The organism is Nocardia sp. NPDC051463, from assembly GCF_040681975.1.
In the GTDB taxonomy this organism is placed as follows: Bacteria; Actinomycetota; Actinomycetes; order Mycobacteriales; family Mycobacteriaceae; genus Nocardia.
This window is the reverse complement of sequence record NZ_JBFBAB010000050.1, coordinates 1-23,625: the sequence shown is the minus strand read 5'-3', so window position 1 is coordinate 23,625 and position 23,625 is coordinate 1. Positions and strand designations below refer to the sequence as shown.

Genomic DNA, 23,625 nt, shown 5'->3' with positions numbered 1-23,625 from the left:
GTGTCGGTGCCGGTCGCTGTGTTCGATGTACACACCCTCGCCGGACCGACTGACACCGACCTGACACACACCTGACACCTCCACTGACACCACGACCGGCCAGCAACACACCAGCCGACCCGCCGCCACTCACACGGCCCGAAACCGCTGCGGCTCAGAACATCCCGCGATGCCGCCGAGTAGCCGAAAGGGGTTCCTCATGGGCGTTCGGCGGACTATTCGTTCGAGACGAACATCCGGGATGTCGAGGCCGTTCTCGCGGCGAGGGGTGTGGAGCGGGCGCTGGTGGTGGGCTGGTCCTATGGAGCGTTCGTCGCGGCACACTGGGCCAGCCGCAATCCCGACCGTACCGCGGGCGCGGTGCTGGTCGAGGGCGCGCAACCGTACGACTGGATCGATGAGATCGATGTCGAGCAGATGCGGAAGCTGTGGCGGCGGTTGAGCTGGCTCATGGTGTTGCTGCGTCCGACAGGCCTGACCCCGCGGATGACCGCAGAACAGATGGCGAACAGCAACATCGAGGCAGGCATGATCGCCCGCGAGCGCGAACTGGGCCCCGTGCTGGACAACATCACCGTCCTGACGCGATATGTGAACGCCTCGGGAAAGTCGGTGGGAAGCAAGGGTGATGAGCAGGAACGCATCCGCGCCAGCCTCCATCAGGTGGTCGAACGCAACCCGAACATCACAATCCACGCAAAGGTCCCCAGTAACCACGGCAACATCCTGCGCAAGGACTTCCGTGCCGTCGCCGCGGCCGTACGTGCGGTCGCCGGGCCCGACCTCAGCTCAGCGCCGCAGGCAGGACCGCCGGACGGACGATCAGCCGGGTAGCGACGTTGGCACTTGATCGCCGGCACGCCAGAGCCGCAGCACCCCGAGTGGAGTCCCGAAGCGGAACAGCCTCTGCGACAAGGGGTTCAGCTTGGTCGCCGTGGCGTCAGACCGCCTTCGGCTGGGTGCGACGGGCATAAGCGCGTGCGGCACGGACACGGTCGCCGCACCGGGTGGAACACCAGTGGCGGCGGCCGTGGCGCAGCAGGTAGCGATTACAGGGGGCGGAATCGCAAGTGGTGAGGGATTCGGCGTCGGGACCGGTGAGGAGGTCGGCCGCGTCCGCCGCGAGGGTCGCGAGAGCGCGGTCGAGGATCTCGTTGGGCGGACACACCGCCGTACGGTGGGGGCCGTTCTTCTCGTCCCAGTGCAGCAGCGCAGCCGTCGGAACCCGGCTCAGCGCGTCATTGACGGCGGACAGCGCAGCGGGTACGGGGATCAGCCCGGCAACGTAGGCGGCGAACAATGCCCTGAGATGTTCGCGCAGCACGCGCAGCTGCGTCGCGCACATCTCCTGCACGCCGGCGTCGGCCGGGGCGAGGTCGCGATTGGCGAGCCACTGATTCGTCGCCTCGGGGCTGCCGAGGAGATCGACGAATTGCCCACCGGGCAGCGCGATGGCGCTGTTGACGAAGTCGAGAGCGAGGTATCGCTCCGCCCCTGGTGCGGGCGGCAGCACAGACTCCACCGCCAAGGTCTCCCTCATATCTCTCATGGTACAGCTTGCGTTTATCCGTGATAAATCTTTACTGTTCTCACGGATATAGAAACATTCTTCCGTGAGGAGTCTTCGTCGTGGCTGCTGCCGACACCAACCATGCGCACATCCCCGTCCGCGTCTTCGGCGGCCCGACCGCCCTGTTCGAATACGGCGGGTTGCGGTTGCTTACCGACCCGACCTTCGACGCTCCTCGCGAGTACCAGCAGCCAGGCGGCGTGCTGACCAAGACGGCGTCCGCCGCGCCGACCGACCTCGGCCGCATCGACGTGGTCCTGCTCTCCCACGACCAGCACCCCGACAATCTCGACAACGCCGGCCGGGCCCTGCTTGCCGAGATCCCGCTCACCCTCACCACACCCGGGGGCGCGCAGCGCCTGGGGAATGGGGCCAAGGGGCTGGCAGATTGGGAGTCGATCGAACTGGACCGCCCCGGCGGCGGCACGATCACGGTGACGGGCGTGCCCGCCATCCACGGGCCCGGCGCACGGGAGGACGTCGAACCGATCACCGGTCAGGTGGTCGGATTCGTCCTGACCGGTATGGACCTGCCCACGGTCTACGTCAGCGGCGACAACGCCTCGCTCGCCGCGGTTCAGGAGATCGCCGATCGCTGCGGCCCGCCGGACACCGCCATTCTCTTCGCCGGGGCGCCCCGCTTCCCGATCCTCTTCGACGGCGCGCCGATCGTCCTCGACAGCGCCCAGACCGCCGAGGCTGCCGAGATCCTCGGCGCGCGCCGGGTAGTTCCCGTCCACTACGAGGGTTGGGCCCACTTCACCGAGGGCCGTGACGAACTGGTGGCCGCTTTCACCGACGCCGGGCTCGGCGACCGCCTGGATCTGGGCGACCTGGGATGACCGGGCCTCGAAAAGACTCTCTCGCGAAGACTGCTGCGACGAACCGGGTCGAGCACCTCCCGCACCTCCGGACGCAACGCCACATCTTGATCGTCTTGGTCGCCGCTCAGGTCCTCAGCGGCGCCGGACTGGCGGCCGGGGTGACCGTCGGCGCCCTGCTCGCGCAGGACATGCTCGGGTCCACCGGTCTTGCCGGTCTGCCCAGTGCCCTGGGCACCGCCGGTTCTGCGCTCGCGGCCATTGCCGTCGGCCGCATCTCGCAAGCCCGCGGCCGTCGACCCGGCCTTGCCGCGGGATATCTGGTCGGTGCCGTCGGCAGCGCGGGTGTCATCGCGGCCGCCGTCGCGGACAACATCGTGCTGCTGTTGCTCGCGCTGTTCGTCTACGGCGCAGGCACGGCCACCAACCTTCAGGCCCGTTACGCCGGAGCCGATCTGGCCGCCCCCGCGCACCGCGCGAGCGCCGTATCCACCGTGCTGGTCGCCACCACTCTGGGCGGCGTGGTCGGCCCCAATCTCACCGCGCTCACCGGCGACCTCGCGCAGACTCTCGGCATCCCCTACCTGGCCGGGCCATTCCTGCTCGCCGGGACCGCCTACGCGATGGCCGCAGTCGTACTAGCCGCCTGGCTGCGCCCCGATCCACTGCTGCTGGCCCGCACCCTCGAGTCCGAACGCACGGCCGCGGCGGAGACGCGAGGGTGCCGAGCAGGCCCACCGCACCCGGCCGCGCGGCGCCGCTGCGGAGTGCTGGTCGGTGCGCTGATCATGGTGCTCACCCAGTTGGTCATGGTGGCGATCATGACGATGACGCCCGTCCACATGCACGATCACGGGCACAGCACCGCCGCGGCCGGCCTCGTCATTGCCATCCACATCGGCGCGATGTACTTGCCCTCACCTCTGACCGGCTGGCTCGTCGACCGCTTCGGCCGACTCCCGATCGCCGCCGCCGCCGGACTGACGCTGCTGACCGCCGGGATCATTGCCGCCGCCCCCGACGACTCCATCGCAGTGTTCACGGTGGCACTCACACTGTTGGGTCTTGGCTGGAACTTCGGTCTGGTCACCGGCACCGCGATCGTCACCGACGCGATCCCGCCGGCCACCCGCGCCAAAACCCAAGGCCTGGTCGACGTCTCCATCGCCATCGCAGGCGCCACCGGCGGCATGGCTTCGGGTCTCGTCGTCGCCGCCGCGGGCTTCCCGGTCCTGGCCCTCGGCGGCGGCATCCTGTCGCTGGCCATCCTGCCGACGGTCGCCGCCGCCGCACACCTCCGATGAGCGGCGGGCGCGGGCGCCGCTGCTGCCTGCACGCAGAGAGCCATACCGATCATGACGGTGGGCGGCCCGAATAAGGCCTGCATCCCGCCGGGCACCTGCCGAATTCAGGCCGGAATCGGGTCCTGACACCAGTCTCCAACCAGCAGATGTGTGTACCTCAGCTGGTCCCGACCCACCGGCCGCGGCAAGGCGCGAGGGGCGAGGGAACGGCGGCCGGCGTTGAACGCGTTCCCTTCGAAGGCCGGATCACCCCAACCGGCAACTAACAATGCCGAGATCAGATCCGCCGTTCATCCGACACTCCCGTCGCGCCCCGCGGTTCGGCGTTGCTCGGCACGGTGGGCGAGCGCGTTGACGATGCGTTGCCAGGCCGGTGATGCCTCGGAGATCCTGGAAGAGACCAGCTTCTTGGTCGTCGGCGGGCCGGCGTCTTGTTCGTGTTCGATCTCCCAGGCGTCGAGGTCGTCGATGAGCTGGTTCAGGCGTGGATCGTGCGGGTCCCAGTCGACGCAGTGATCGACCGCGAGATACAGGCGCGTCGTCTCGGGCTCGTCCAAGTCGGCGTTCTTTTCCCGTATCCGCTGGGGCATGGAGTTCGGGTCGAGTGCTTGCCGCAGGATCCAGGAGTCGCGTTCGAGTCGTACCCGCTGTTCGCTGATCCCGAGACCGCGCATGCGGTTCAGAATGGCGACCACCTCGGGTGGCAGGACAAGCCCTTCGCCGCTTGCCAATTCGGCGATCCGGCCGCGGTATTCGGTGAGTTGGTCGATCCTGCGCTGCAATTCGGCGTCGATATCGGTGATGGCCGCGCCGAATTCGGTGGGCTGCGCGTGCAGCAGCGCGTCGATGCGGGCCAGCGGAACACCGGCGTCGGCGAGGGTTCTGATCCGGATGAGATCCACTGCCGCTTGCGCGCTGTAGCGGCGGTAGCCGGAGGCATCGCGCTCGGGCTCGGGCAACAGGCCGATGTGGTGGTAGTGACGAACGGTGCGCACCGTCACGCCCGCGGTCGCCGCGAGTTGGCCGATCGTGAGCACCGTCCTCCTCGGGTCTACGCCGAACATGATCGCGTCGAGTCTAGGGGCGAGCCGCCCGGTCGACGACGTCGCGGATCGCCTGGACCACGGCATCGGGACGGTCGAAGCAGAGCCGGTGGTGCAGGGTGTCGGAGAGGATGCGTTGTTCCCCGTGCGAGACCGCGCCCACCAGGGCCGCGTCCATTCGCCTCCTGCCATCGTGCATCTGCTGCTGCGTCCGCGCCGGCTGGGCGGGGTCGGTGCCCAGCACGCTGAGAGCGACCACCGGGACATCAGGAAGGTTCGGCCCCGCCCGTAGTTCGGTGGCCAGCTCGGTCAACCCGCTGCGCTCGGCGATGCCGAAGCGGATCCATTCGTCACTCTCCTTGGCATCGATCAGCGGCCGCCGGACGTGCTCCGGGTAGTCCGCGAGCAACTCGGCGTGCATCTCACGCAGGGCCGGGCGCAGCTGTTCGAGCTGCTGCGGATCGGGTCCCATCTGCTCGGCCGCGGCCAGACCCATCGCAGGCGGCATGAAGTCGTCCCAGTCGCGGTGCAGGCCGTCCATCCAGACCAGTCCGGCCACGTCCTGCGGGTACAGCTGCGCGAACCGATGCGCATAGAGGCCGCCGAGGGAGTGCGGCGCGAGAACGAAGGGGGCGGGGATGTTCTGAGCGCGCAGCAGCTCGCGCAGTTCCGTGGCGACCGCGGCGGCGGTGCGCGGCAGCGGGAGGGGATCGCTGTAGCCCGTGCCGCCGCGGTCGTACACCACGGCGGTGGTGAATTGCGAAACCTGTTGCTGGACACCGAAATAGTCCAGACCGACCGCACTCGCGCCCGGCAGGAACACGACGGCTGGTCCGCCGCTGCCCGACCGATGCACGAAAAGGTGGCGACCGTCGATCTCCTGGAACCCACCGACCGGCGGAGCGAGCCGCGCCGAGGAAGTGCTGTTGTTCGTCATGCGACAAGCCTCCAACCCTGACGCACGGTCAAGGTCAACCCTTCCGCCGCGACACGGACACCAGGGTCGCGAGACCAGGAGGAATAGCGATGACCGTCATCATCGGAACGGATCCGCCAAACGGCCGCCACGGGCGTGCGTCGCGATGAACGTCCGAACAGCCGCACGGCAGCGCGCAGCCGCGCGCGTTTGGGTTACTGGGCCGGCCTCTCATCGGGTGTCGTGCGGGAGTGGCGGGAAAGGGTCTGCCCGGGCGAAGTAGCGGTGCCCTCCTCGCCGAACCAAGATCGCCGAGTCGCACCGCCAGAAGCTCGAGATGAGCCGGACTCCGCACGGGTCTGGCTCGGCAGCCGCGATGGCAGTCGAAACAGGGCGGTCAGCGGCCGACGCGCGGATGTTCGAGTGAGGTGCGGTTGTGGTGGTTAGTCCGCCGACGCCAAGAGCGACGTCGTTGAGGAGATCCTCCAGCCGAGCCTTGCGCTACTGAAGCGTCCGCCACCGAATGTGGTGACATGAGCACACGGATCCGCAGCTCACAGTGGGTTTTGGGGCAATCGCATGCGCCGGCGTCCGCGAAACTGTCACGCTTTGGGTTGCTACCGCACCGAAGCAGCTCATGATATGAGGAGGACAGGTCGATGCCTGAAATCACCAAACTGAGTACTGACGAGGCCCTGGTAAGCGGCGGTACCGAGGTCATCGTGACCGGGTCGGGTTTCCTAGGAGCCGACCGGGTGTTCTTCGAAGATCAGAACTCGAAGCAATACGACGTCCAGAAGTACACGGTAGACAGTGACAGCCGCATCACTCTGATCAGTCCTGACACAATGGGCGCGATCGGCACGTTCCACATCTTCGTCGTCGCCGGCGGTCGAGAGTCGACGGTCTACCGCGCGGGCCTTGACGGTGACGGTATGCACAGCACACCGACATTCGGGGTCGCTCAGACGATGGTGCGCGGCCGCGCCGCTGAGATTCACGTGACGCGTCGACTCCTGGCGGATGTCCTCTGGGACGACTTCATTCGAACGCAGGAGGAGCCGGTTCAGTTGTAGTGAAGCGTTCTGGGAGTCCGCCGAACGGAGTCGAATGGTGGTCACCCAGGCCGTATTCGACCGCCATATGACTACGCTCGGCGCGCAGCCGGGGTGGGTAGCGCAGCAAGGGTCGCCGTGCTGCCGGTGCTGGGCGTACCGGTCCGCGGTTGCTCAGTCAGCGAATCGGGCGATGGCGTCCAGGATGGCGGCTTGCATGGCGGGGCTGCCAGTGTGCCCGGAGTCGTCGATGATCCGCAGTTCTGCGCCGGGCCAGGCTTGGGCGAGTTCCCAGGCGGTGAGCAGTGGTGCGGACAGGTCGAGACGACCGTGGATGAGAATGCCGGGGATCCCGGCGAGGCGGTGCGCGTCACGCAGCAACTGGCCGTCGTCGAGCCAGGCGGCGCGGGCGAAATAGTGGGTGCAGATCCGCACGAACGCCAACTGTGCGGCATCCGGTTCGGCGCTGTATTGGCCTGGTGTGCCGAGGGTTTCGTGCGCGATCACCGCGTCCTCCCACGCGCACCACTCCCGCGCGGCCGCCTCGCGCACGCCCGGATCCCGGTGCTCCATCAATCGCCGGTACGCCTCGACCAGGTTCCCGTCGCGGTCCGCGAGCGGAACCCCGGTGCGGAAGCGCTCCCACTCGACCGGGAGCAGCAACCGCAGGCCGTGGTAGAGCCAGTCGATCTCCTGCGGGCGAGTCATGGTCACTCCGACCAGCACGATCCCGGTGACACGGTGCGGGTGGCGCTGGGCGTAGGCGAGGATCAGGGTGGAAGCCCAGGAGCCGCCGTAGAGCAGCCATTGTTCGATACCGAGGTGCTCGCGCAGCAGTTCCATGTCGGCGAGTAGGCGTTCGGTGGTGTTGTGCGCCATATCGATGCAAGGGTCGGAGGCGTGGGGCAGGCTCTCGCCACATCCACGCTGATCGAACAGCACGATCCGGAAGGCGTTCGGGTCGAACCGCGCGCGTCCACCGCGCCCGCCGCCACTGCCGGGGCCACCGTGCACCACCAGCGCAGGCCGGCCGTGCGGGTTCCCGCTGGTCTCCCAGTAGATCCGGTTGTCGTCACCGACCTCGAGCAGCCCCGACTCATAGGGCTCGATCCCGGGAAAAGGTTGCCGCGCTTCCAAAACAGACACAACCCGCAACGGTAGTCGCGACGGATCGGTGGCTGTGCTCGTGCCCGGACGCTAACCGGGCCGAACCCAACACCGCTGCCCGGCCCGGCACACCGCATGCGTCGACAATCGGCCGGATCTCGAACACCAGCCGCCGATAGGGCCCGGCGCGGGCATCCCCTCGCAGGCAGGTCGCCCGACCACCCGACACTGCCGCTGAACCCGCCGACGCCGAATACCTTTGCCACGCAACAATTTCAACCGGAGCCGCACGCCAGTGCCCGAGCCGTCACGTGGAGTTCCGCAGCCGAATATCCTCGACATGCCACGTCGGCCCCGGGTATCCCTGAATGCCGTTTTCGTGCGCCCGACTCCTAAGACCGGCCTGCTCTGGATGAATCCTCCGGTTGGGCAGGCGGTGCGGTGGGCCTATAGCCGTACACCCCCTCCCACGCAGCCAGCGGATGTCACCGGTGGGACGCGGATAATCCATTTCAGTCATTTGCCAGGCTGCGCGGAATGCCCCGTCCTCTGTCTTTGCGGCAGTCGACGCGTTCGGATCGGTTCCATTTCCGTGGTGCGAGAGTTCTGGTTCGCTGACTAGCGATCCGGTAATCCAAGCCCGCCAGGCGATGTGTCGCATGGCTACGAAGCGATGAACGAGCGTCGAGCCATCAAGACGATTATCCGGCCGTAAAAGGACTCCGCGGGCACCGATTCGATCACTCCGAAGTCACCGACCGGGTGCGGCACCGACCAGCGAAACCGGTAGTGCCGCATAGCCCGCGGCCCACTCGACCGGAGACTGATCCTGCTCCAACACTCCGTGGACATCCTCGCGAATAAGCTGCCGAAATGTGCTCTGAGCGGAACCTGCTCACTCTTCGACGGCAAGACCCGCTTCGAACTCGACAGACTCGCCGTCGAACCTATTCGAGTCGACGGTCAGGTTCCAGAAACAATCGCTCGTTAGGTAGCCGCGCCAACCCACTTGCGTCGCCGGGGATCACGTTCACCGCATCCACGTAATGGCGCGATCGGTGTTCGTCCACGAACCGCGAGGCCGCAGTGACACACGCGGCGAAGTCCAGCCGGATGCCGTGCAGGAACACACTCAGGTGCACATCCGCCTCGTCCGGCCTCGGGGAGATGTTGGGGCTCATAGTGTTTCCGTGTCTCGGACGCTGATGGGGCGCACCGGGATCGCTTCGAGCTTGTCGAGGTCGTCGTGCAATTCGGGCCAGCCGTGCTCGTCGACGGCGCAGAGGGTGCCGTCGGACCCGTGAATGGTTGGCCGGCTGTCGGCAGGCGCGATCGCGAGTTTGTCGGCGGTGTCCTCGTGGAAGACCGCGAGCAGCGCCCGCACATGTGGGGCGATTTCGCCGGGCGGCAGGTATCGAAGAATCATGTCGGACATCGGTTCACACTCTCGCCGTGGTATCGGATCGGGAGCTAGCAGGCCGGGCGATCCCCAGCGCGTCACGGCCTATCGACGATCCGAACACTTGACCAAATACAGCGTGCCAACGGATCACCGCCCGTGTGTATCTCGATCCGACCCCCAATCAGCGACCCCCGATTCAGGCAGTAGTGACCCGGGCACATTACCTGAACCAAAGCGCCCTCCAGGTCGGATCCTGAACCGCCACACCGGGACAGATTGATCCACCGGCAGCTATCGCCTTCACGCACGCGGCACCGCCGGTATTCTTCGCGGTGCGACACCTGCGCGAACCGATGCGATGACGACAAGTCCGGAAGGACGGAACGTGTCGTGCGGTGGCTCGATCCACTGCCGGATGGCCCCGGACACGTGGATGCGCCACGATCGGCCCGACAGTGGCACCGCGACAGCTCATGTCGTGTTCGACGGCTTGCCCCGATGGTGTCGGCATCGTCAACGCCCAGACGTGTGTTGCCTTCATGATGATGCGACCCAGACTCGGTGGGTCGATGTTTCGCGGGCAGGTCGCGTACCCGTCGCTAGCCCCGAAAGCTCAGCCCTGCAGCTCGTTTGCCGTTGGGGTGCAGGGCTTCTTGGCGCTTGTCAGCCGCGCAGTGCCGGATTGGTGCCCCGGTAGTAGTCGCCGAAAATCCAACGAAGTTCGCGTAGCCTCTGGCGAGGCCCTACGTGGCCGGTATCGCGCGCTCCACGAGCGTTCGCACCAGTTCAGCGGCCCGCTGTTCGTCGAAAATGCCCGGGAGGGTGAGCCGGTCGAGGATGAGCCAGTTCAGCGCGAGATAGAGCATCACGACCGCGTCCTCGTCGTCGGGCATCTCCGACTCCCGATAGTTGCTGATATTCAAGTCCAGATCCGCGCGCACCCGTTCGGTGAGCAGGGCCTGGAGTTCGGGGCGGCGGGTGGCCTCCAGTCGCAGTTCGAGTACCGCGAGATAGCCGGTGCGGAAATGGGAGACGCGCTCGACCACTTCGGTCATGAGTTCGGTCATGGTCTCGCGGGTCTGCGGTCCGCGCGATTTCGCCATGACCTCGTCGCTGGGGATCAGCCGCTCGTAATAGCGGTTCCCGACCTGCACGAGCAGTGCGTCCCGGTTGGGGAAGTAGTTGGAGGCAGTGCCTGCGGGGACCCCCGCCTCCTGATCGACCGCTCGAAAGGTGAGTCCTCGGGCCCCTTCGCGTGCCAGGACCTCGATCGATGCGTCCAGGAGGGCTTGTCGCCGTTCCGGATTCGTACGAACCACTTGACACCACTCCATGTGTAGTACTAACTTTCAACCAGTTCACACAGAGTACTACACGCTAGGCGGTCAAAATGCGAAAGCTTGTCTACTACATGGCAGCCTCCCTCGACGGCTACATCGCGGGCCCACAAGGGGAATACGACTTCTACCCGACCTCCGAAGACATGATGGCGTGGATCAACGAGCGGTACCCGGAGTCGGTGCCCACCCACATCCGCGGCCAGGGCGGCGTGCCCTTGGACGCCGCGAACAAGAAGTGGGACACCCTCGTCATGGGCCGAGGCACCTACGAACCCGGCCTCGCCGCCGGAATCGACAGCCCCTACAACCATCTGAAGCAGTACATCATCTCCAGGACCCTCGCACCGGTGGACAACCCACAGGTGGAGATCGTCGACACCGATCCGGTCGAGCTCGTCCAGGAGCTGAAAAGGCAAGAGGGCCTGGATATCTGGCTCTGCGGCGGCGGCAACCTGGCCGGTCAACTCCTCGGCGAGATCGACCAGCTGATCATCAAGAGCTACCCCGTCATCGCAGGCGCGGGCGTGCCGGTCTTCACCGGCAACTTCCAGCCGACACAGTTCACGGTCACCGCGCGCGAAGCGTTCAGCAACGGCGCGCAAGTCTCCTGGTTCGACCGCGTCTGAGCCCAGCGATCCATCGAGGTTCCGGCCCAACCGGTTTCACGAAACACTCGAAAGGCAGTATCTCTATGCGAAAGCCGCACAGTACCTTCCCCACCCAGGGTCACCGGCAGCGTCTGCCCGCTCGCCCGGTGCCTCCGCACACCGTCACCCACACCAAGAGCGCGTGGCCCCGACACGGTAGGAACGGGGCCCGGTAGTGCCCGGCCGATATGTCATTGCGGGCGTGGGCCGGTTCTGAGGCTTCCATCCCGAAAACCCTTCGCGGGCCACGGACTCCGGCGATGATTGTCCGAGCGTGACGACGCCAGTCGGGGCCCGCAGCCACCATCAGGTCACGTGCCAACACCGAACAATCAGGGAAATCGTGAGAACCATGACGAGACTCGCCGTATCCGTTGTCGGCGCACTGGTCGCGATCGCACTCACCATTGGATTCGCGTCCACCGCATCGGCCACACCAGCGGAATCGCCCGCTCCGATCGCCGCCGCCTCCGAGCCGACTCCGCATGCGACCGAGATCGAAAGGTGTCTGGCGTTGGGTGACACCATCGAGATCAGAACGGCGATAGGCGCGGCGATAGGCGCGGTCCTCGGCGGAATCGTGGGCCTTCCGGTCTTCTTCATCGGCGCGATCCCCGGGGCGATCATCGGCGGGCTCCTCGGCGTCTTCATCGGTTCCACGTCCTACGCCATCGATGCCGCCCACCTCCAGCAACAAGGACTCTGCTAGCGCCCGTCCAGGTAGATTGCGGCGCTACCCACTCCGACTGCCCGCCGAGCGTAGTCATATGGCGATCGATTACGGCCTGGGCGACCACCATTCGACTACCTTCGACTGGACTCAGGAACGCAGTTCGGGTGGAGCGTATTGCTGCCCTCAGTTGGCCGCCGCGTAGTTGGCTTCGACCCACTCCGCGAAGCTGGGGCCCGCCAGCTTGGCGTGTGCGCCGGGCAGCAGGCCACCATTTTCGAACTGCTCGCGGTCGGGGTTGGCCGAGTCGCTGGTCTCCTGGATCTGGGCCGGGTGACCGAGGCGGGCAGCCAGTGTCGCGGCGGCGCCCGCCATGGTTTCCGGCTGCGGGCCGGCAACCTCGGGGAACGGTCCGTCGGTCGATTCGGGGGCGGGGGCGACGGCCAGCTCGACCAGAGTCTCCGCGACCGTTCGGGCGGCAACCAGCTGGGTGCGCATATTCGGCAAGTACGCCACCTCGCCCTGGGTTCCCCACTGGGTCATGACCTCGACCAGCTCGTGGAACTGCGCGGCCCGCAGGATCTGCACCGGCAGCGGCCCTTCCAGCAGTGCCGCCTCATGGGCGAGCTTGGCGGCGTTGTAGCCCGCGACGGAACCATCGATGCCGATGATGGACACCACGACCAACCGCTCGACGCCTGCCTTCTGCCCCGCCTCGTGCAGGTTCTTGGCAGCGGCGCGGAAGAACTCCGTCGCGATGTCCTTGTCGGGGGACGGCGTGCTCGACGCGTCGATGACCACCTCGACCCCGTCGAGCGCCTCGACCAGCCCCGCACCGGTCTCGATATCCACCCCGTTCCTCCGGGAGAACGCGACAACCTCGTGCCCCTGCTCGGTCAGCACATCCACCACGTGGCGGCCAAGCCGTCCGGTCGCTCCGGCCACTGCGATCTTCTTGGTGTTCGACATGATTCCTCCTGTGTCCGGCTGCGGTGTTCCGCGTTCATAGAGAGGACGACACAGGCGGGGCGAGTGTGACATCACCGAAAGCGACGCCGCCCGTGCGTCAGCGGGGTGCGTTCAACGCGGTGTGCAGAGTCGCCGACCACTGATGGACGATCTCCTTGCGGCGGGCGGAGTCGTCGGTGAGGACGTCGGCCAGGCCGAGGCCACGAGCCAGGTCGAGGGTGGCCTGGACCAGGTGGTGGGCGACCGGGTCGGTGTCGTCGACACCGAGGGCCGCCACCGCGCGGCGGTGGGAGATACGGCCGAATTTGGCTTCCAGGGGGACGATGCGCTCGCGCAGGGCCGGGTCGGCCGCCGCGTGGGTCCACACCTGAAGTGCGGCTTTGAACAGCGGACTCGTGTAGGACTCGACCAGACCGGCGACCACGGCTTCGGTGCGTGCGACCCCGTCGGCGACGGCGGCGACGGTCTCGGCTTCCGCCTGGGCCTGGTCGGTCCGGGTGTCGAACATGTACTCGAGTGCGGCGGTGATCAGGTCTTCCCGGGTCGGAAAATGATGCTGCGCCGCACCACGCGATACCCCGGCCCGTTCGGCGACCACCGAGACGGTGGCGGCGGCCCAGCCGGTTGCGGCAAGGCAGTCGATGGTCGCCTCCAGCAGCCGCTGCCGGGTGGCCCGGCTGCGGTCCTGCTTGGGTTCGTGGGGTGTAGCCATGGGGCTATTCTGCCCAGCTCGGTGCGCGACGCTGCAGGAAGGCCATCATGCCCTCATGCACCTCGGGGGTGCCGAAGAAGCTTGCCGAACGGGCGGCGAGTTCCTCGGCGGAGCTGTCGAACCCTGCCAGGACGGTCGCGTTCACCAGGCGCTTTGCCTCTGCGAGCCCCTGCGGGGAACCCTTGCGAAGCTCCCCGCACAGTCGCGCGACCTCTTGCCGGGGGTCCTCGGCGGTGACGGTGACCAACCCGATCTGCTCGGCGACATCGGCGCCGAACTTCTCACCGGTCAGGTAATACCGGCCGGCCGCACGGGGGCTCAGTCGCGGCAGCAGGGTCAGCGAAATCATGAAGGGCGCGAGGCCGATGCGCACCTCGGTGAGTGCGAAGCTGCTACTCGGACCCGCCACGACGATGTCGCAGGCGGCGGCGATGCCCATGCCACCTGCACGCACATTGCCGTCGATCTGCGCGATCAGCGGTTTCGGGGTTTCGACGAATCGGCGCAGCACATCGATCATCACGCGGGTGCGCTCGTCAGCGGCCACCGCGGGGTCGGCGTTGCTCGCTTCGCTGAGGTCGGCGCCCGCGCAGAAGGTGTTGCCGGTATGGGCGAGCACGATGCCGCGCACGCTGTTATCGGCGGCGGCGTCATCGAGACCGCGCAACAGTTCGGTGACCAGCCGCGAGGACAGGGCGTTGCGGTTGTGCGGTGAATCGAGGGTGAGCGTCGCGAAGCCGTCGGCGACCTCGTAGCGCACGTACGGCGCGGTGGATGTCTCGGTCATCGAGTCTCCTGTGTCTCTTCAGATGCTGCCCGTCACGTGGTGCCCGCGGCGGCTATCGAGCCCCGGTCATATCGCGCAGGCCGAGGCCTTCCGTGGATCCCGGCACTGGCCGGAATCCACGGAACCGCTCCTGGCGACCGCGTCGCTCCGGCAGGCGATGTCGGTCGGGACGACATGGGGCACGGGTGTCAGTACGATTTCGGCAGGCCGAGGGAGTACTGGGCGACGAAGTTCAGGATCATTTCGCGACTGACCGGCGCGATGCGACCGATCCGCGCTGCGGCGAGCATCGCGGCGAGGCCGTACTCCTTGGTCAGTCCCGCACCACCATGGGTCTGGATGGCCTGATCGAGCGCCTTGATACTCGCCTCCGCCGCAGCGTATTTCGCCATGTTCGCGGCCTCGGCCGCACCCATCTCGTCGCCCGCGTCATAGAGCGTCGCGGCCTTCTGCATCATCAGCTTGGCCAGTTCCAGCTCGATCTTCACCTGGGCCAGCGGATGCGAAATACCTTGGTGCGCACCGATCGGCGTCTTCCACACCGTGCGTTCCCTGGCGTATTCGACCGCCCGCTCGATGGCGTAGCGGCCCATACCCACGGCCATCGCCGCACCCATGATGCGTTCCGGGTTGAGGCCGGAGAACAGCTGCATCAGCGCCGCGTCGTCCCTGCCGACCAAGGCGGTCGCGGGCAGCCGCACGTCATCGAGGAACAGCGTGAATTGGTGGTCCGGCTCGATGATGTCCATTTCCTGCGGCGTCTTGTGGAAGCCTTCGGTATCGGTCGGCACGATGAACAGCGCGGGCTTGAGCTTGCCGGTCTTGTGGTCCTCGGTGCGCGACACGATGAGCACCGCCTCGGCCTGGTCCACGCCGGAGATGAAGATCTTGCGGCCGTTGAGGATCCAGTCCTCGCCGTCACGGCGCGCGGTGGTGGTGATCTGGTGCGAGTTCGAACCGGCATCCGGTTCGGTGATGCCGAAGACCATCTTGCCGCTACCGTCGGCGAGCTTGGTCAGCCATTCCTGCTTCTGCGCGTCGGTACCGTACTTGCTGATGATGGTGCCGCAGATGGCCGGTGACACCACCATGAGCAACAGACCCGCGCCCTGGGCGGAGAGCTCCTCCATCACCAGCGACAGCTCGTACATGCCCGCGCCACCGCCGCCGTATTCCTCCGGCAGGTTCACCCCGAGAAAGCCCAGTTTGCCTGCCTCGTCCCACAATTCGGTGAGCGGCTCATTCTTGCGCGCCTTCGGGAGCACGTAGTCGCGGTAGTTGTACTTCGACGCGAGCGCGGCGACCGCCGCCCGCAGCGCCTTCTGCTCTTCGGTTTCGATGAAGCTCATGCCTGCACTTCCTTTGTCATGCGGGAACCCCGCACCCGTTCGGCCACGATGATCGCTGCGCGATGGTTTCTCATCGGGCCTCCTGGTTGTCTTCGTCGACTGGATCCACGACGGCGAGCACGGCGCCCACATCGACCTGCTGGCCGACGGCGACGTTGAGGGCGCTGAGCACCCCGGCGGCCGGGGCGGAGATGGTGTGCTCCATCTTCATCGCCTCCAGCCACAGGATCGGCTGGCCCTGTTCGACCAGACTGCCGACCTGCGCACCGAGCCGAATCACGCTGCCCGGCATCGGCGCGAGCAGCGAGCCGGTGGCCACCTGGTCGGCGGGGTCGCTGAAACGTGGCAGCCTGCGCACACTCACCGGACCCAACGGCGAATCGATGCACACCAGGTCGCCGTAACGCGCGACAGCGAATTGCCTACGCACGAGGCCACGTTCGCCGGGCACCGCGAGCACGACCCGATCCGGGGTCGCCTCGACCACTTCGAGACCGTCGTGACCATCCACCGTCACGCCGTCGCGGGAGCAGAGGTAACCGATGTCGTGGATGCCGGTGGTCCGGCTCTCGTAGGACTTGCGCTGCGGTTGCGAAGGCAGGTTCCGCCAGCCCGCGGGAAAACCACCACCGACCCTCGCGGAGCGACGATTGGTTGCCGCATCCGCCAGCGCGGCCGCCACGATCGACAATGCTTCGTCGGCCTCGGACACCAAGGGCGCGGAGAGGGTCTCCAGTCCATGGGTGGTGAAGAACGCGGTATCGGTGTCACCCGCGAGGAAGGCCGGGTGTCGCAGCACACGCACCAGCAGATCTCGGTTGGTCACCAGACCGTGAATCTTCGCGCGGTGCAAGGCTGTAGCCAGCAGCCGAGCCGCCTCTGCGCGGGTGTCGGCGTAGGAGATGACCTTGGCCAGCATCGGGTCGTAGTGCACGCCGACGACCGAACCGTCGACGACACCGGTGTCGAGGCGCACACCCGGCCGATCGAGAACACCGAATTCGGTAGTCACCGAAGGAATATCGATGCGGTGCACCGTGCCACTCTGCGGCTGCCAGTCGTGTGCCGGATCCTCTGCGTACAGTCGGACCTCGATCGAGTGCCCACGCATCGCGGGAGCCGACGCCGCGAGCGCACCACCCGCCGCGACCTCCAGTTGCGATCGCACGAGATCCAGTCCGGTGGTGCATTCGGTGACCGGATGTTCCACCTGCAGACGGGTATTCATCTCCAGGAAGAAGAACTCGCCCGCCTCGTCGGCCAGGAACTCCACGGTGCCCGCACCGGTGTACCCGATCGCCCCGGCGGCAAGACGGGCCGCCTCGAACAGCCGCTCCCGCATGCCCTCGGTCCGTTCGACCAAGGGGGAGGGGGCCTCCTCGATCACCTTCTGATGGCGACGCTGAATGGAACATTCGCGCTCACCAACCGCCCAGATGGTGCCCTGGGTGTCCGCCATGACCTGCACTTCGATGTGCCTGCCCGTTTCGAGATACCGCTCACAGAACACGGTGGGATCACCGAACGCGGACTCGGCTTCCCGCCGCGCCGCGACGATCTGCGGCTCCAGCTCGGCGAGCGCGCGCACCACGCGCATCCCGCGACCGCCGCCACCGGCGGACGCTTTGATGAGCACCGGCAGGTGCTGCTCGGTGACCTCGGCGGGATCGAGTTCGGCGAGCACGGGCACGCCCGCGGCATCCATCATCTTCTTGGCAGCGACCTTCGAACCCATCTGTTCGATGGCTTCGACAGGCGGGCCGATCCAGACGAGCCCGGCCGCCTGCACGGCCCGCGCGAATTCGGCATTCTCGGAAAGGAATCCGTAGCCGGGATGGATGGCGTCCGCGCCGGTGGCCAGCGCGGCCTCGATGATGAGCTCAGTGCGCAGATAGGTTTCCGCAGGGGTGTTTCCCGGCAGCCGCACCGCGGCATCGGCCTCGATGACATGCGGTGCGGCGGCATCCGCGTCGGAATAGACCGCGACCGTGCCGATGCCCATCCTGCGGCAGGTGGCGAACACGCGCCGCGCGATCTCGCCGCGATTGGCAACCAAGACATTCGTGATCGGTCCACCCGCCACCTGGCCGCCGCCCTTGCTCGAATCGCTTCGCGATGCCGTCATGTTCGACCTCACATTCGGAAGACGCCGAAGCCATCGGCGCCCTTGATCGGAGCGTTGTGAATGGCCGACAAGGACATTCCCAACACCGTGCGGGTATCGCGGGGATCGATGACGCCGTCGTCGTAGAGCCGACCGGACATGAACATCGCCAGCGACTCGGCCTCGATCTGGGCCTCGATCATGGCGCGCATCCCCGCGTCGGCGTTCTCGTCGAACGGCAGCCCCTTCGCCTCCGCGGCGGCCCTGCCGACGATGGAGATCACGCCCGCCAGCTGCGCACCGCCCATGACAGCGGATTTCGCGCTCGGCCAAGCGAAGACGAAACGCGGATCGTAGGCCCGCCCGCACATGCCGTAGTGCCCCGCACCGTAGGAGGATCCCATCAGCAGCGAGATGTGCGGGACCTTCGAGTTGGAGACGGCATTGATCATCATCGCGCCGTGCTTGATGATGCCCTTCTGCTCATACTCCTTGCCGACCATGTAGCCGGTGGTGTTGTGCAGGAATAGCAGCGGCGTGTTCGACTTGTTGGCCAACTGGATGAACTGGGTGGCCTTCTGTGATTCCTCGGAGAACAGCACGCCACGCGCGTTGGCCAGGATGCCGACCGGATAGCCGTGCAGCTCGGCCCAGCCGGTGACCAGACTACTGCCGTAGAGCGGCTTGAACTCGTCGAAGTCGGAGCCGTCGACAATGCGGGCGATCACCTCGCGCGGATCGAAGGGAATCTTCAGATCCGGTGGGACGATGCCGAGCAGGTCGGCCGGGTCGTACAGCGGCTCGATCACGGCGGCGCGCGGTGCAGGCCCCTGCTTGTTCCAGTTGAGCCGCTTGACGATGGCACGTCCGATGCGGATCGCGTCCTGCTCGTCGAGGGCGTAGTAATCCGCGAGACCCGAGACCCGCGCGTGCATGTCCGCACCGCCGAGCGACTCGTCGTCGGACTCCTCACCGGTGGCCATCTTGACCAGTGGTGGCCCACCGAGGAACACCTTGGAGCGTTCCTTGATCATCACCACGTGGTCGGACATGCCGGGGATGTAGGCGCCACCGGCGGTCGAGTTGCCGAATACCAGTGCAATGGTGGGGATGCCCGCGGCGGAGGCCTGGGTGAGGTCGCGGAACATCCGGCCGCCGGGGACGAAGACTTCCTTCTGCGTCGGCAGGTCCGCGCCGCCGGATTCGACGAGCGAGATCACCGGCAGCCGGTTCTCACGCACGATGTCGTTGATGCGCAACGTCTTTCGCAGCGTCCACGGATTCGAGGTGCCGCCGCGCACCGTCGGATCGGGCGCGACGATCATGCACTCGACGCCCTCGACGATGCCGATGCCGGCGATAGTGCTGGCGCCGACGTGGAATTCGCTGCCCCATCCGGCGAGCGCACACAACTCCAGGAACGGGGAGTCCTCGTCGAGAAGCAGCTCGATGCGTTCGCGCGCGGTCATCTTGCCGCGCTTGCGATGCCTGGCCAGCTTGTCCGGACCGCCGCCCGCGATCGCCTTGGCGAACTCGGCCTCCACCTCGGTGAGCTTGGCGGTCATCGCCTCGGCGGCCGCCGTGTACTCCGGCGATCCGGTGTCGAGGGTGGTGCGTAGTGTCGTCAAGACTGGTACCCCAATCGTTTCGCCGCCAGACCGGTCAAGATTTCGGTGGTGCCGCCGCCGATGCCGATGATGCGGATATCGCGGTATTGACGCTCCACCTCGGATTCGCGCATGTAGCCGAGCCCGCCGAACAGCTGCACGGCCTGGTTGGCCACCCACTCGCCCGCCTCGACGGCGGTGTTCTTGGCGAAACACACCTCGGCGATCAGGTCGGTCTCACCATTCGCGCTGCGCTGGACCACATCTCGGGTGTAGACCCTGGCCACATCGATGCGGCGCGCCATTTCGGTCACCGTGTTCTGCACGGATTGCCTGCTGATCAGCGGACGGCCGAAGGTCTCCCGGTTGCGCACCCATTCCAGGGTGAGGTCCAGGCAACGCTGGGCCTGCGAATATGCCTGCACCGCAAGGCCGACGCGCTCGCTGACGAACGCGCCGGCGATCTGATAGAAGCCGGAGTTCTCGGCACCGACCAGATTCGCCACCGGCACCCGGACATCCACATAGGACAGCTCGGCGGTGTCGGAGGCGAGCCAGCCCATCTTCTCCAGCTTGCGACTGACCGTGAACCCCGGTGTGCCCTTCTCCACGACGAGCAGCGAAATTCCGCCCGCACCATCGCCACCCGTGCGCACCGCAGTGACAACGAAGTCGGCACGGACGCCCGAGGTGATGTAGGTCTTGGCGCCGTTGACGATGTAGTGGTCGCCGTCGCGGCGGGCCGTGGTGGCGAGGTGGCCGACGTCGGAGCCGCCGCCCGGCTCCGTGATGGCGAGCGAGCCGATCTTCTCCCCGGCCAGCGTGGGGCGCGCGAAACGTTCGATCAGGTCTTCGTTGCCGGAGGCGATGATGTGCGGCACCGCGATGCCGCAGGTGAACAGCGAGGCGAACAGACCGCCGGAACCGCCTGCCTGGTGCAGTTCCTCACAGACGATCATCGCGTCGATGCCGTCGCCGGCGGAACCCCCTGCGGATTCGGGGAATTGGATGCCGAGCAGACCGAGCGCGGCCGCCTTCTTGTGCAGTTCGCGCGGGATCTCGCCGTTGCGCTCCCAGTCGTCGAGATACGGGAGGACCTCGCGCTCGACGAAACCACGTACGGTGGAGCGTAATTCGCGCCGCTCAGGGGTGTTCCACGGGCTCACGGCAACACTCACAGCCCCGACCCCTCCCGCGGGTGGACGGCTCGAGTCGGGGGCGCGCTCGGCGCACGGTGCTCACTCATGGCAACAGCTCCAATGGGATATCGATATGACGCGAGCGCAGCCATTCGCCGAGCCCCTTGGCCTGCGGGTCGAATCGGGCCTGGTAGGCCACGCCCTTCCCGAGCAGACCTTCGATGATGAAGTTCACGGCGCGCAGATTCGGCAGTACGTGTCGGGTGACGGTCAGCGCGGCGGCTTCGGGCAGCAACTCCTTGATCCGCTCGACCGTGAGCGTGTGCACCAGCCACCGCCACTGGTCGTCGGTGCGCACCCAGACGCCGATATTGGCGTTGCCGCCCTTGTCGCCGCTACGCGCCAAGGCGATCGTGCCCAGTGGTCGGCGGCGGGTTTCGACGGCGGGCAACGGTTGCGGAAGTTCGGGTTCGGCGACGTCGGCCAGCTCCAGCGTGTCCGACGCCGGGGCGATCTCGACCCTGGTGCCCTCCGGAAGCACCGCCGCGTGCGGCACCTCGGTGGCATCGACGAAACCCGGTGTGTAGACGCCGTACGGGGAACCGTTGCCCGGCAGGCTGGTGAAGCTGGTGCCCGGGTAGCTCGCCAACGCCAGCTCGACCGCCACATTGGAGAAGGCACGGCCGACCTTGTTGGGGTCGGGATCACGAACCACGCAGCGCAGCAGCGCGCTGGCCCGCTCCTCGGTGTCGGCGTCCGGCCGGTCGAGGCGAGCCAGCGTCCAGCTCAGTTCGGCGGGCCGCACGGGCAGCCAGGCCTCCAGCTGACGTTGCGCCAGTTCGGCTTTCGCCTCGATATCCAGCCCGGTGAGGATGAACTCCATCTCGTTGCGGAAGCCGCCGAGCGTGTTCAGCGAGACCTTGAGCTGTGGCGGTGGCGCTTCACCTGTCACGCCGCTGATCTGCACGCGGTCGGGGCCGTCCTGGCCGAGCCGGATGGTGTCCAGTCGTGCGGTGACATCCGGGCCCGCATAGCGCGCGCCCTGGATCTCGTACATCAGCTGCGCCTCGACGGTATCCACGGTGACCGCGCCGCCGGTGCCGTGATGCTTGGTGATGACGCTGCTGCCGTCCCCGCGCACTTCGGCGATCGGGAAGCCAGGGCGGCCGAGATCGGCCAGTTCCTTGAAGAAGGCGAAATTGCCGCCGGTGGCCTGGGTGCTGCATTCGATGACGTGGCCCGCGACGACCGCACCCGCCAGCCGGTCGTAATCGGTTCGGCCCCAACCGAAGTGGGCGGCGGCCGGGCCGACGATCACCGAGGCGTCGGTGACCCGTCCGGTGACCACGATGTCCGCGCCCGCGTTCAAACATTCGACGATGCCCCACGCACCGAGGTAAGCATTGGCGGTCAGCGGCGTGCCGAGGCCGAGCTCGGTCGCCCGCCCCAGCAGATCGTCGCCCTCTACATGAGCGACCTCGGCATCCAGACCCAGTTCCGCGGCGACCTTACGCAGTTTCTCCGCGAGCCCCGCCGGGTTGAGCCCGCCCGCATTCGTGACGATCTGGACATTGCGCTCGAGCGCGAGCCCGAGGCAGTCCTCGATCTGCCGTACGAAGGTCTTGGCGTAGCCGAGGCTCGGATCCTTCATCCGGTCACGGCCGAGGATGAGCATGGTCAGTTCGGCGAGATAGTCACCGGTGAGCACATCGAGTTGCCCGCCTTCGAGCATCTCGCGCATAGCACTGAGCCGATCACCGTAGAACCCGGAACAGTTGCCGATCCGGATCACATCCGGGTCGGCGGCCAGCATACGCATCAGCTGGGAGGCCCTCCTCTGCGGCGAACCGTCCCGGCGCCGCCGCATTGCCGCACCGGTGAAGTCCGCATACCAGAGACCAGCATCACATCCGATCAAGAAAAAAGCAAGCACGCGTGCTTGTTAATCGAGTTGCGGAGGGCGTCCGTGTAGACCGACTTGCCTGTCGGGCGATCGCGGGCAGCTCATCTGTCGTCCCCGTCGATGGGAATGCGCTCGAGCCGGTCGCATCGGGCGCGGGCGATCATGACGGTCACCCGAAAGGAGGCAGCCCCATGCCCGAGGCAGCCAAAGCTATTGTGGTGCCATCGAATCCGAGTGCTGCGGCGCGGCATACACCTCGTGTTGCGGTGCTGTTGGCCGCGACGGTTGCGGCCGGGACGCTCAGTCCACTGCAATCGGCGGTCAACGGGGAGCTCGGCAGCACTGTGGGGACGGAAACGCCGCCGCGGTCGTTTCATTCGGTACCGGCCTGCTGATCATGATCGCTGTCGTGGGCGCTCATCGACGATGGCGCACCCAAGCGCTACAGCTTCCCCGGCTCATCCGGCGCGGCACCCTGGGCTGGTGGAATTACCTCGCGGGCTTGTGTGGGGCGGCGGTCGTGCTGTCCGAAGGTGTTTCGGTGGGATCGCTGGGTGTGGCCGTGTTTCAAATCTCCTTGATCTGCGGACTGATCATTTCCGGCGTTGTCTGCGACCGGATCGGTGTCACGACGGCGGCACCGCAGCCCCTCTCCGGCGTTCGAATCCTCGGAGCGGGCTTGGCCGTCGTAGCGACCGCTGTGGCGATCTCTCCGAATTTCCATGTACCGCACGCGATTTTCCTTGCCGCATTGCCCTTCGGTGCGGGTCTACTGGCGGGATGGCAGCCCGCCGGCAACGCGGCAGTGGTCAGACACAGCGGATCACTGAGCGTCGCCATAGCCTTCAACTTCTTTGTCGGTTTCGTCGTGTTGTCGGCGGGTCTGCTGATCCGATCGGCCCTGGGTGCAGCTCACTTCAGCCTGCCGGCGGTGTGGTGGATGTACACCGGCGGAGCACTCGGGTTGCTGTCCATCGGTTTGATGGCGCTGCTGGTGCGTGGCCTCGGACTGCTGCTGCTCGGCCTGGGCTCGATCGCAGGCCAGTTGATCGGCTCGCTACTGTTCAACGGCGTCGTGCCCGGAAGGGACTGCCCCGAGTTCGGTTGACTCGCGGGTGTGGTCTTTCAGGCCGCGAGCGCGGGCCGGTTTATTGTCTCGTACTCGATCGGGGTGAGTTTG

General features: G+C 66.7%; 21 protein-coding genes and 1 pseudogene. 7 read left to right on the top strand and 15 right to left on the bottom strand.

The window, feature by feature from the left end; translation table 11 throughout:
* Nucleotides 1-210: 210 nt before the first annotated feature.
* Nucleotides 211-834 (top strand): annotated as a pseudogene (locus AB0M74_RS34305) (alpha/beta hydrolase); the annotation flags it as partial.
* Between the two features lie 106 nt (nt 835-940).
* On the opposite strand, the gene AB0M74_RS34300 reads toward AB0M74_RS34305, so the two are convergent.
* Entirely contained in the window at nt 941-1,540 is a 600-nt protein-coding gene (locus tag AB0M74_RS34300; protein ID WP_366530465.1) for an ABATE domain-containing protein, read from the bottom strand.
* An 89-nt stretch (nt 1,541-1,629) separates the two neighbouring features.
* On the opposite strand from AB0M74_RS34300, the gene AB0M74_RS34295 reads away from it, so the two are divergent.
* The gene (locus tag AB0M74_RS34295) at nt 1,630-2,412 is read left to right on the top strand and encodes an MBL fold metallo-hydrolase (protein WP_366530464.1); all 783 of its coding nucleotides are present in this window, start codon (nt 1,630-1,632) and stop codon (nt 2,410-2,412) included.
* An 86-nt stretch (nt 2,413-2,498) separates the two neighbouring features.
* Nucleotides 2,499-3,695, top strand: coding sequence for an MFS transporter (locus tag AB0M74_RS34290; RefSeq protein ID WP_366530463.1), 1,197 nt, complete (start codon nt 2,499-2,501; stop codon nt 3,693-3,695).
* A 290-nt stretch (nt 3,696-3,985) separates the two neighbouring features.
* On the opposite strand, the gene AB0M74_RS34285 is transcribed toward AB0M74_RS34290, so the two are convergent.
* Nucleotides 3,986-4,759, bottom strand: coding sequence for a MerR family transcriptional regulator (locus AB0M74_RS34285; RefSeq protein WP_366530462.1), 774 nt, complete (start codon nt 4,757-4,759; stop codon nt 3,986-3,988).
* Nucleotides 4,760-4,772: 13 nt separating this feature from the next.
* Nucleotides 4,773-5,675 carry an alpha/beta hydrolase gene (locus tag AB0M74_RS34280; RefSeq protein WP_366530461.1) on the bottom strand — a complete coding sequence of 301 codons (903 nt, stop codon included), beginning with the start codon at nt 5,673-5,675 and terminating at the stop codon, nt 4,773-4,775.
* Nucleotides 5,676-6,313: 638 nt separating this feature from the next.
* Here AB0M74_RS34280 and AB0M74_RS34275 point away from each other — a divergent pair.
* Nucleotides 6,314-6,730: an IPT/TIG domain-containing protein gene (locus AB0M74_RS34275; RefSeq protein WP_366530460.1), complete on the top strand. Its 417-nt coding sequence runs from the start codon at nt 6,314-6,316 to the stop codon at nt 6,728-6,730.
* Nucleotides 6,731-6,883: 153 nt separating this feature from the next.
* On the opposite strand, the gene pip is transcribed toward AB0M74_RS34275, so the two are convergent.
* The 4 genes from pip to AB0M74_RS34255 all read right to left on the bottom strand — a co-directional run bounded on the left by pip (nt 6,884) and on the right by AB0M74_RS34255 (nt 10,537).
* Nucleotides 6,884-7,846 (bottom strand): prolyl aminopeptidase, encoded by a 963-nt coding sequence (pip, locus tag AB0M74_RS34270; RefSeq protein ID WP_366530468.1) that lies wholly within the window; start codon nt 7,844-7,846, stop codon nt 6,884-6,886.
* A gap of 917 nt (nt 7,847-8,763) precedes the next feature.
* Entirely contained in the window at nt 8,764-8,997 is a 234-nt protein-coding gene (locus tag AB0M74_RS34265) for a hypothetical protein (protein ID WP_366530459.1), read from the bottom strand.
* Nucleotides 8,994-9,251: a hypothetical protein gene (locus tag AB0M74_RS34260; protein WP_366530458.1), complete on the bottom strand. Its 258-nt coding sequence runs from the start codon at nt 9,249-9,251 to the stop codon at nt 8,994-8,996. The genes AB0M74_RS34265 and AB0M74_RS34260 overlap by 4 nt, the downstream gene beginning before the upstream one ends.
* Before the next feature lie 710 nt (nt 9,252-9,961).
* Nucleotides 9,962-10,537, bottom strand: a complete 576-nt coding sequence (locus AB0M74_RS34255; RefSeq protein WP_366530457.1) for a TetR family transcriptional regulator — start codon at nt 10,535-10,537, stop codon at nt 9,962-9,964.
* Nucleotides 10,538-10,608: 71 nt separating this feature from the next.
* On the opposite strand from AB0M74_RS34255, the gene AB0M74_RS34250 reads away from it, so the two are divergent.
* Both AB0M74_RS34250 and AB0M74_RS34245 read left to right on the top strand, forming a co-directional pair.
* Nucleotides 10,609-11,184, top strand: a complete 576-nt coding sequence (locus AB0M74_RS34250; RefSeq protein ID WP_366530456.1) for a dihydrofolate reductase family protein — start codon at nt 10,609-10,611, stop codon at nt 11,182-11,184.
* Between the two features lie 373 nt (nt 11,185-11,557).
* Nucleotides 11,558-11,914 (top strand): hypothetical protein, encoded by a 357-nt coding sequence (locus tag AB0M74_RS34245; RefSeq protein ID WP_366530455.1) that lies wholly within the window; start codon nt 11,558-11,560, stop codon nt 11,912-11,914.
* Between the two features lie 147 nt (nt 11,915-12,061).
* On the opposite strand, the gene AB0M74_RS34240 is transcribed toward AB0M74_RS34245, so the two are convergent.
* From AB0M74_RS34240 to AB0M74_RS34205, 8 genes are all read right to left on the bottom strand, one after another.
* Nucleotides 12,062-12,844, bottom strand: coding sequence for an NAD(P)H-binding protein (locus tag AB0M74_RS34240; RefSeq protein ID WP_366530454.1), 783 nt, complete (start codon nt 12,842-12,844; stop codon nt 12,062-12,064).
* 97 nt (nt 12,845-12,941) lie between these two features.
* Nucleotides 12,942-13,556, bottom strand: a complete 615-nt coding sequence (locus tag AB0M74_RS34235) for a TetR/AcrR family transcriptional regulator (protein WP_366530453.1) — start codon at nt 13,554-13,556, stop codon at nt 12,942-12,944.
* Between the two features lie 4 nt (nt 13,557-13,560).
* Nucleotides 13,561-14,343, bottom strand: coding sequence for an enoyl-CoA hydratase family protein (locus AB0M74_RS34230; RefSeq protein WP_366530452.1), 783 nt, complete (start codon nt 14,341-14,343; stop codon nt 13,561-13,563).
* 188 nt (nt 14,344-14,531) lie between these two features.
* Complete coding sequence (locus tag AB0M74_RS34225) at nt 14,532-15,692, bottom strand: acyl-CoA dehydrogenase family protein (RefSeq protein ID WP_366530451.1); 1,161 nt, start codon at nt 15,690-15,692, stop codon at nt 14,532-14,534.
* Between the two features lie 70 nt (nt 15,693-15,762).
* Nucleotides 15,763-17,817, bottom strand: coding sequence for a biotin carboxylase N-terminal domain-containing protein (locus AB0M74_RS34220; RefSeq protein ID WP_366530450.1), 2,055 nt, complete (start codon nt 17,815-17,817; stop codon nt 15,763-15,765).
* Between the two features lie 8 nt (nt 17,818-17,825).
* Nucleotides 17,826-19,424, bottom strand: coding sequence for a carboxyl transferase domain-containing protein (locus tag AB0M74_RS34215; protein WP_366530449.1), 1,599 nt, complete (start codon nt 19,422-19,424; stop codon nt 17,826-17,828).
* Nucleotides 19,421-20,569, bottom strand: a complete 1,149-nt coding sequence (locus AB0M74_RS34210) for an acyl-CoA dehydrogenase family protein (protein WP_366530467.1) — start codon at nt 20,567-20,569, stop codon at nt 19,421-19,423. Before AB0M74_RS34210 ends, AB0M74_RS34215 begins: the two co-directional genes overlap by 4 nt.
* A 76-nt stretch (nt 20,570-20,645) precedes the next feature.
* Nucleotides 20,646-22,361, bottom strand: a complete 1,716-nt coding sequence (locus AB0M74_RS34205) for an acyclic terpene utilization AtuA family protein (RefSeq protein ID WP_366530448.1) — start codon at nt 22,359-22,361, stop codon at nt 20,646-20,648.
* A gap of 307 nt (nt 22,362-22,668) precedes the next feature.
* On the opposite strand from AB0M74_RS34205, the gene AB0M74_RS34200 reads away from it, so the two are divergent.
* On the top strand, nt 22,669-23,553 hold the full coding sequence (locus AB0M74_RS34200) for a DMT family transporter (RefSeq protein ID WP_366530466.1): 885 nt from the start codon (nt 22,669-22,671) through the stop codon (nt 23,551-23,553).
* The last annotated feature ends 72 nt before the right edge of the window (nt 23,554-23,625 follow it).